This window comes from Oceanobacillus sp. FSL K6-0118 (genome assembly GCF_038006665.1).
Lineage (GTDB): Bacteria > Bacillota > Bacilli > Bacillales > Amphibacillaceae > Oceanobacillus > Oceanobacillus caeni.
Map to the genome: position 1 here is coordinate 1 of NZ_JBBOVR010000008.1, position 5,582 is coordinate 5,582.

General features: G+C 32.8%; 7 protein-coding genes. 2 read left to right on the forward strand and 5 right to left on the reverse strand.

Annotation, left to right across the window (positions count from 1 at the left end):
• Positions 1 to 386: 386 nt before the first annotated feature.
• On the forward strand, positions 387 to 863 hold the full coding sequence (locus MHI02_RS18455) for a hypothetical protein (RefSeq protein ID WP_047185849.1): 477 nt from the start codon (positions 387 to 389) through the stop codon (positions 861 to 863).
• A 57-nt stretch (positions 864 to 920) separates the two neighbouring features.
• On the opposite strand, the gene MHI02_RS18460 is transcribed toward MHI02_RS18455, so the two are convergent.
• The 5 genes from MHI02_RS18460 to MHI02_RS18480 form a co-directional block, all read right to left on the reverse strand.
• Entirely contained in the window at positions 921 to 1,163 is a 243-nt protein-coding gene (locus tag MHI02_RS18460; RefSeq protein ID WP_047185848.1) for a hypothetical protein, read from the reverse strand.
• A gap of 54 nt (positions 1,164 to 1,217) precedes the next feature.
• Positions 1,218 to 1,424 carry a hypothetical protein gene (locus MHI02_RS18465; protein ID WP_047185847.1) on the reverse strand — a complete coding sequence of 69 codons (207 nt, stop codon included), beginning with the start codon at positions 1,422 to 1,424 and terminating at the stop codon, positions 1,218 to 1,220.
• Positions 1,425 to 2,004: 580 nt separating this feature from the next.
• Positions 2,005 to 2,634: a hypothetical protein gene (locus MHI02_RS18470; protein WP_047185846.1), complete on the reverse strand. Its 630-nt coding sequence runs from the start codon at positions 2,632 to 2,634 to the stop codon at positions 2,005 to 2,007.
• 189 nt (positions 2,635 to 2,823) lie between these two features.
• The gene (mobV, locus tag MHI02_RS18475; RefSeq protein ID WP_341166228.1) at positions 2,824 to 4,035 is read right to left on the reverse strand and encodes a MobV family relaxase; all 1,212 of its coding nucleotides are present in this window, start codon (positions 4,033 to 4,035) and stop codon (positions 2,824 to 2,826) included.
• A gap of 392 nt (positions 4,036 to 4,427) precedes the next feature.
• Positions 4,428 to 4,853 carry a hypothetical protein gene (locus MHI02_RS18480; RefSeq protein ID WP_341166229.1) on the reverse strand — a complete coding sequence of 142 codons (426 nt, stop codon included), beginning with the start codon at positions 4,851 to 4,853 and terminating at the stop codon, positions 4,428 to 4,430.
• A 184-nt stretch (positions 4,854 to 5,037) separates the two neighbouring features.
• On the opposite strand from MHI02_RS18480, the gene MHI02_RS18485 reads away from it, so the two are divergent.
• Positions 5,038 to 5,582, forward strand: a 545-nt coding sequence (locus MHI02_RS18485) for a MerR family transcriptional regulator (RefSeq protein WP_341166230.1), incomplete at its 3' end; no start/stop codon positions are given.

Sequence of the window (5,582 nt, forward strand, 5' to 3'; positions counted from 1 at the left end):
GGGATTTTTTGCGAGACTTTTCAAGTAATCATAGTTTTACCCCTGTTCTAAAATAGAGCCCCTTTTTATACAGGATTTTATGCATATTCGAAGGTTGATCCCAAAGGAAAAACCTTGTTCCATCAACCATGTATAAAATCCTGTATATTGAATAAAAAAATAAAAGCTTTTAAACGTTGGTATATCAATATTCTTTTATTTTGCAACTTCCTGAAATCAACATTATGTCAACTGAAAATGTATGTTTATTCAAATAAAGATTCTCTTCTTCTTATTTTCATTTTTAAAAATAAAAAAAATATAGATTTTTCCTAAAAAATTATAGTATTCTATTAATTAGGAGAGTGAAAAGTATTTATAGTAAATTTAAGGGGAGGAGAAACCTTATGATCAAAAAAATTTTTTTAGCACTATTTGCAGTTATTCTTATTTTTACAACAACTACTAGCGTTTTACCAAACAATAATCATGTAGAGGCAGCTACAAAATGTACAAATCCATACAAAGGGAGTTTAAAAAAATATAACCCTTGTGTAACTCACACAACAGTAAAATATATATACGTTAAGAAGAATACTTCCGGGACACCTATAGCATTAACTGCAGCCGGTGTAACTACTACAGGAGTAAATAAACTCTTAACAACATTAGGTACTAAATCTATTCCAGTTGTAGGAGGTGTTGTTTGGGCATCAGATGCTGTTTCAGTTGCCCAACACTATATAAATAAAAGTTGGAAAAAGAAGGGAATTAAACGATTTAAAGTTACTTATAAATGGAAATATCAATTAGACCCATTAGCTGATGGAGGAGGAATTCCTAAAGCTAAAGTAATTTCAACATCAACAGTAGCACAATACTGATGATCACATTAAATAAAGAAGGAAGAAGTTAAAATTTTTATTTAACTTCTTCCTTCTTTAAAAAGTATCAATTATAACTAATAGTATTGTTACTAATAAAAAAGAGTACCACCCAAAATCAATAAATTTATTCCCAGTTTTTATATCAAATTCTCTTTTAGATGCAATTGATTCAATTAAAGAATACAAACCACCTAACAAGAAAAAAGCTAACACATTTAATTGATTAGTAAAAAGTAAAATCAAAACAAGAATACAAAATATTAAAGTACGAACAAAAGGTAATCTTAAAATATACATCATTTCCCCCCTAAATCTTTTATTAATCTATATATTTCTTCAATTTCCCACTAATTATTTAAAAAACTCTGTATAATTACGATCAATAATTTTTGTTACAATCTCTGAATCTAATACCGATTCTTTAGCAAAAATATAGAGTGCTTTTTGAATTACATCTGTTTTATTTGTCTTAACTCCTTGCTTTTCAAGTGTTTCTACCATTTGTTCTAATAGCTTATAATGAATTTCATCAAGTCTAATATTAATTTGTTTACTCATGTTTATCACCTTTATTTAAAAAATAATACTTTAGCTCATAATTCATCAAATACTTCTATTTCATATTATAACGGAGTATATACATTTTGTATATACAAAATGTATATTTGTTTTCTCATATCCTAATCAGGTTGAGGGAAGTGAGGCTGGGGTGAATTGGCGTGAGCCAAGAGGGGCTAGCCCCTTTATAGCGTAGCTAACTATGGTTAAAGAGAGATTTATAGAACGGATGCACAAGCGTTTTTGCAGGCTATACTAGAAAAGTGAACGACCATTTACTTATATGTCCTAATCAGTATATCGGTCGTTCGGCGAAGCCTTCAAAGCCTGCAAAATTTCTCCATGCAAGGGGAAAAGGGTGGAGATTTTTTTGAGTGAGTTTCTCAAAAAAATACTACCCGAACCTTGCATGGAGAAAAGCCCTTATATATAGAGTGAGAGTATAGAACCTATTAAAAGTTTAAAAAAGGTTGATATATCAATAGTTTTGGAGATTCAAGACCGTATTAAAAGTGATACGGTACCGTATTACTTTTAATACGGTTAAAAAATAAAAAAAGAGCCTTATTGGCTCTTTTAGTTAAAATAATCTTTGAGGTAATTTTTTTAGTGTAGGATTATCTTTCATTTGTTTTTGAAACATTAATACTAAATGCTCATCTACATCATCTTTATCGCCCACATAAATAATATTAGGGTTAATAAAAAGTACATAATCTTTTGCTTGATTTACATCTCTAGTATCACCTGAAACAGCTTTAGCAAGAATACCTTTTCTAATTAAAGCATTTACTACTCTACTAATTTTTGTTCGTGAAGTATTTAAACAATCAGCAATACCTTGAATCGTTAAAGCATTTGCTGGTTGTTTCATTATGTTATCTACAATAGCATTTGAATGCATACTTATGTTTGGCTGAACATCAGTTAAAAAAACTTTTTCTTCACTAGTTAAATACTTCTCACGTCTTAAAAACTCCCAGTTCCTTTGTAAGAATTGAGCAAACCTCACTTTCGATTGAGGACTTTTTTTAGTACCTATGTAAAGTTCTTTTCCAATACCTTGGCTTAACATACCTAAAGCAGTATTAATTTGATCTTGTGACAAACCTCCATGATTTAATGCATATTTTAATTGTTCAATGTCAAAATCTCTCTGTTTAGCCTTACTTTCAGCTTGTCCAAAATCTACAACTTTACCTTTACTCATTTTAATTCCTCTCCTTTGTGGAAGGAATTAGCCCCTTTGTGGTAGAATATAATTAAACGAACTTAATAAAGGGGCTAAGCCCTTAGCTATTTTTTAAAAACCGTCTTGCCGACCAAAGCAATGGGCGGTTTTTTTCTCTATCTTTATAGCTTCTATCCTAGCATAATTTTCCTTTTTTCGAGACATTTTTCATCTTTCTAAACTATTATTCTTCTCTCTCATTTTTCTCTGTTCTTGAACATGTACTCTTTCAAAATAATTTTCTACTTCTTGTTTTTGCATATCACCTTTTAAAACGTCTCTAAACCCTTTAAATTTGTCTTTAAATAGTTTCTTAGTATTTTTATACAAAACTCTTAAATTCTTCTCTAAAACGCTTATATGGCTTTTTAACAAGCTATTCTCTTTAGAAAGCTTTTCATTTTCTAAATATAAATTGGTATATTCTTTCGTAAGATCTTCATATCTCTCATCTTCACGTTTTAGGTCTTTTCTTAACTGCTGATTTTCTTTGGCTAAATCTGTATTTTTCAAACGGTTATAATCTTTTTGAATGGCAACTGCAGCAGTTACCTGTTCATTTACTTTTTTATATTGTTTGGGTGTTAAAACAATATTGCCTGTTTCTTTTTCAATAATTTCGGGTTTTCCTAATAATTTTGGCTTAACCTCTGTTTTAATTTCTCGACCCTTAAATTTTACCTTTTTTGGCTCTAGTATCGCAGTCAGTTCATCCAATCTTTCTTCTTGTTTTTCTACCTTTTGTTGGACTTCTAGAAAAACTTTTTCATGGTATTTTGTCTCTTGTTTGAATCTATCCATGTCTTGATGTTTTTTCTTCGTCAATTCTTTGGGCTCTCCACGTTCCAACTGGTAGCCTTTATCATTTATAAATTCATTAAATCGATCTTGAAGCTTTGTTAAAGCCGACTTATTCCCAATAATATCCTTGGCGCTTAAGCGTCCATCTTCCGTTAACGGAACAACGCCAAAATGCATATGCGGTGTATTTTCATCCATATGTATCGTGGCATATACCACATTTTCTTTTCCATATTCATCCTCTAGAAACTCCAACGAATCCCGGAAGTATTTTTTTACCTGGTCCTGATCCATGTTTTCAAAAAACGCATTATCACTCGTTATAATGCCGTCAATATGACGTATCGCATCACTTCGTATTTTTCGTTTTCCTATGTAACCTTCTTCAATTCTTTTTTCAATCAATTCGTTGAAATTTTGCTTTTCTCGGCCATGAATTAAATCCACATTTAAGTGCGTTCGTTCATGATCAATTTCTTTGTTGTTGTAATTATTATTTTCTCTTTGAACATGTTTTTGGATCCCAGTTGTATTGGCTGCTTGTTTCACTTTCGCCACTCTCAAAATGGAGTAGGACATTTCCGTATAACCTCCTTTTTTGGGGGAAGCACTAAGAAGACTTATCAATCTATGTTTATATAAGTATAACACACTAGACTTATATTCATAAGTCGTGTGCCCTGCGGGGCTGTCGGCATTGCCGACTAAGACCTTGGGCTTTGCCCAAACCCACTGGGGAACTCTTCCCCAGACCCCATTAATTAACTCCCCCAACCCCCTCAAAATTGAGGGGGCTCCCTCGCCGGTAGGCAGGAATCGAATGGATTCGATTCAATGCCAAGAGGGTTCGGGTGTAGTGAGTTTGTCAATGCCTTTCCGTTCCTTATGCTCACTTCGTTCCGCTACCACTCCAAGACATTGACAAACACCATATGAAGCATTTTAAGCCCTTATAAGAGATCGCCCCTAGTTCATTCACTTTCATTGTTTAAATATGCATTTGCAACAATTTCACGTAAAAATTTTGAACGGTTACCTTCTGCTTTTTCATCAAGCCAATCCCACATATCATCAGAAAGCGTGAGAGATACCTTTTTAGTCGTTCCCATACTAGGACGTCCGATTTTTCCTAGCTGACCCATTGCTAATTTTTGGCGACAATTCGTACATAAAATGACGTAATCATCTCCTGAATAAAAATCAATTACATCATGCGTTTCACCGCAATTCATACATTTTGCTTCTTCAATTTGAAAGAACCCTGTTGGCATACTCCTTTCTAATTCCTTAAGTACCTTCCTTGCTTCTTCTCTTGTTCTATATGTAATTTCTTGACCATCTGTTTCGATCTCACTACTTGTTATGATTTCACCATTTTTCCCACGAATAACAAACATTCCAATCACCCCTAATCTAAAGTTACTTTTATTATATCGATAAGGTGACTTAAAATAAATACTTTAGGTTACCAAAAAGGAAGTAATTTAAGTCCTTTTTCTAAAACAATTTTACTTTAGTAGGTGATTGCGGAGCTGCTGTAGAATAAGAATAATAGATTTCCCGTAGATCGGAGTGATAGACATGAAAAAATTAATGACCATGGCAGAAGTCGCAAAAGAATTAAATATACCGGAATCTACTGCTCGATATTATCGGGATCATTTTATAGATTACATTCCTTCCGTTGGCGAAGGCAGAAAAAAACGTTACCGATTGGAAACGGTGGAAGTGTTGCGGTTCATTGCAGAGGGGTTTAAACGCAAGCTAACCGCAATCGAAATTGAAGATGGTCTAAGCCAGATGTTTCCTAAGAATATCGATATGAAAGACACAACCGCAACAACAACAGCAGTAGTGCAACAGCAATCGGAAAATGACAATAATTACTATGCTTTACAACTTCAAAATGCACTAGAACAAATGAATGCAACCATGAAAATAATTGCTGATCAAAAAGAGGAAATTACGGAATTGCGGAAACATGTTGCGGATATAGAAAAACAGCAACAAAAACAAGAGGATTATATCAATAACCAATTAGAAGAACGAGATCGAAAATTAATGGAATCATTGAGAGAAATACAAGAAGCTAAAAATGAAATAGCAAATGCTCGAGAAGAAAAGAA

Excerpts from the sequence above, each read along its gene's own strand:
- MHI02_RS18480 (WP_341166229.1), bottom strand. The coding sequence starts at position 4,853 with ATGTTTGTTATTCGTGGGAAAAATGGTGAAATCATAACAAGTAGTGAG.
- MHI02_RS18460 (WP_047185848.1), bottom strand. The coding sequence starts at position 1,163 with ATGTATATTTTAAGATTACCTTTTGTTCGTACTTTAATATTTTGTATT.
- MHI02_RS18455 (WP_047185849.1), top strand. The coding sequence starts at position 387 with ATGATCAAAAAAATTTTTTTAGCACTATTTGCAGTTATTCTTATTTTT.
- mobV (WP_341166228.1), bottom strand. The coding sequence starts at position 4,035 with ATGTCCTACTCCATTTTGAGAGTGGCGAAAGTGAAACAAGCAGCCAAT.
- MHI02_RS18465 (WP_047185847.1), bottom strand. The coding sequence starts at position 1,424 with ATGAGTAAACAAATTAATATTAGACTTGATGAAATTCATTATAAGCTA.
- MHI02_RS18470 (WP_047185846.1), bottom strand. The coding sequence starts at position 2,634 with ATGAGTAAAGGTAAAGTTGTAGATTTTGGACAAGCTGAAAGTAAGGCT.